This is a genomic window from Pseudomonas sp. KCJK8993 (assembly GCF_046230915.1).
In the GTDB taxonomy this organism is placed as follows: domain Bacteria; phylum Pseudomonadota; class Gammaproteobacteria; order Pseudomonadales; family Pseudomonadaceae; genus Aquipseudomonas; species Aquipseudomonas piscis.
The window spans coordinates 1-2,363 of record NZ_JBJJLO010000232.1; the positions used below are offsets into that span (position 1 = coordinate 1).

At 55.3% G+C, this 2,363-nt stretch carries 2 protein-coding genes and 2 pseudogenes; 2 read left to right on the forward strand and 2 right to left on the reverse strand.

Features of this window, described 5'->3' with window-relative positions; translation table 11 throughout:
- Positions 1-258 precede the first annotated feature (258 nt).
- A pseudogene (locus ACK6AU_RS31855) lies at positions 259-716 on the forward strand (glycoside hydrolase family 19 protein); the annotation flags it as partial.
- A 1-nt stretch (position 717) separates the two neighbouring features.
- Positions 718-1,187: pseudogene (locus tag ACK6AU_RS31860) on the forward strand (DDE-type integrase/transposase/recombinase); the annotation flags it as partial.
- 122 nt (positions 1,188-1,309) lie between these two features.
- Here the strand turns inward: ACK6AU_RS31860 and ACK6AU_RS31865 are convergent.
- Entirely contained in the window at positions 1,310-1,579 is a 270-nt protein-coding gene (locus ACK6AU_RS31865) for a hypothetical protein (protein WP_185701728.1), read from the reverse strand.
- A 263-nt stretch (positions 1,580-1,842) separates the two neighbouring features.
- The gene (locus ACK6AU_RS31870; protein ID WP_409303730.1) at positions 1,843-2,136 is read right to left on the reverse strand and encodes a DUF2388 domain-containing protein; all 294 of its coding nucleotides are present in this window, start codon (positions 2,134-2,136) and stop codon (positions 1,843-1,845) included.
- Positions 2,137-2,363: the final 227 nt, after the last annotated feature.

Here is a 2,363-nt window from a genome sequence, read left to right on the forward strand (position 1 = left end):
GTGATTTTTTATCTACATGTATTAGTATTGTGTTGTTTTTGAATGGTGAGAAATAATTGATCGTGTGGATCAAAGGGTTGGTTATTTGGTGGCAGGTTATTGCTAGTATTTTATTCATTTCTGGAATTCGTTAGTGAATTCATTGATGTTATTTATTGGATGGTATGGGTGTCAACAGCAAGAGCCTGGCTTAATCAAAATCAACTAGATCGTATCGGAGAAAAACGAATACCACTCACAGAGCAGCAACTGCTGTAGATCCTTCCAAACGTCCGCCCCGTTGCGGGCGTTTTTGTTCATGCACTCAACGCGACTATGAACAAGTACGCAATCATCACTCGCTTGCGAATGGCGGCGTTCCTTGCGCAGGTCGGTCATGAGTCGGGACAGCTGCGCAGCCTGGTCGAGAACCTGAACTACAGCGCCAAAGCGTTACTGAGGGTATGGCCGAAGCGGTTCACACCACAATCTGCGGCTCTCTACGCCGGGCACCCAGAGATGATCGCGAACTTCGTCTATGCGGGGCGCATGGGCAACGGCCCCGAATCGACGGGTGCGGCTGGCGATTCCATGGCCTTGGCCTACAGCAGGTTACTGGGCGCAACAACTACCGCGCCGTCGGCGAAGGCCTGATCAACACCGGGGTGCCTGGTCGGGTGCCGAATGGTGAAGCTGATCGCCTGGCCCTGTACGAGCGTGCGCTGAAGGTGCTGGCAGTTCATCTGGGCGCAGGGAAGATGGCTCACTTGGCGGTCGCTCTGGATCTCTACGCACGCCGAATTGTGGGCTGGGCGCTGTCAAACAAACCCGATGCCGAGTTGGTGATCAAGGCGTTGGACATGGCTTATCAACAGCGTGGCAGGCCTCAAGGGGGGCTGTTCCACTCGGATCAGGGATCGCCATATGGCAGCCGTCAGTTTCGCCAACGGCTCTGGGGCGTTATGCATGCGCCAGAGCATGAGCCGTCTTGGAAACTGTTGGGATAACGCGCCGATGGAGCGCGTATTTTGCAGTTTGAAAACTGAATGGATACCGAGCCTGGGCTACAGACGGCTCAAGAAGCGCACCGAGATATCAGTCATTACCTGATGCATCGCTATAGCTGGATTCGACCGCACCAGTTCAACGGTGGGCTGGCGCCAGCTCAGGCCGAGAAAAAATTTAACGTCGTGTCCGGGATTAGTTGACCACTACAGTGGGAGCTGCCGGCCTGGAGGAGTGTCGATGGCTGGAAGGAGGGGCGAAGAGGGAGCTACGGATAGTCTTCGGGCCTCGCAGCTGCTGCGGACCCGAAGGGCTTGGAGCCTGCTCAGATGCGGTGGATCTGAGTGATGTGCGGCTTACCGTTAATCGGCGCGTAGATTTCTACGATGGCCTGCCAGCTAGCCGATGAGCCTGGCAGCGATGCTTTCGACAGGTAGCGATAGTTGGTGCCGTTGACGACTTGGCTAGAAACCTCCTCGGGGGTGTAGTTCACACCTACGAATCCGGCCAAGGCTTCTTTGAAGACTTCCTTATCCTTTGGGGTCAGTGGATGGTAAGGAGTCCATCCACCAACAAGATGTTCTTGAGCAGTCATGAATTAAATCTCCATATTTAAATTCCTACTCGTCTGGCTTTTCGGAATGCGCCCCGTCTATTGAATGGTTTCCGGAATCCATTTCCTGAATGGTTTTCCGAGCATCCCTACTCCTATTTGCCAGTGAAACCGGGTGCTTGGGAAAACACCGATACGAGCCTACTGCCGGTCCGGGGGAGTGTAGATCAGGAGTCAGGGGGATCAAGGCAGGGAGGCGGGAATCAAAAAGCACAGCCTGGGCCACAACGCTATTGCGGGCTGTCTCAGAAAGAAGTCGCGATTGCCAGCGCCAGCTGCTCGTCAGTCATGTACGGCTCATCATCGATCGAATGGTCATGCTGAACGGCTTGCTCAAATTGAGCTCCATGGATCTCGCCGCCTGCGCCGACGAAGGCAAGTGCCTCAGCCTTGGCGGGCTTGAAGCGCTGTGACGCAAGCGAGGTGAGTCCCGTGGTTCCGAGAATGAGGACGCTCGTAGCCAGTGTCGTAACTACCCAGGTCCTTGCCACTGGGTCGTTGATTGCATATGCCGCAACTTGAGCACTGGTCGACGCCAAGAGCGTGATTACCAGGGCTTTCCAGGCTCAGCATCGTGGTTCAGACCGTCTGTGCACACCGTCCGCGGAGTGGTTGTTGCGATCCATTCAGCCCTGTGCTCGAGGTTCGAAGAGGCCCTTGATCAGGGAGGGACGCTGGAGCCGAGACTGTACCTGCCACCCCCGGCTTTCAAAAAGCCCCTTGGGGCAGGGGCTTCTTGCTTATCGGCATCAGCGAATCATCGGCC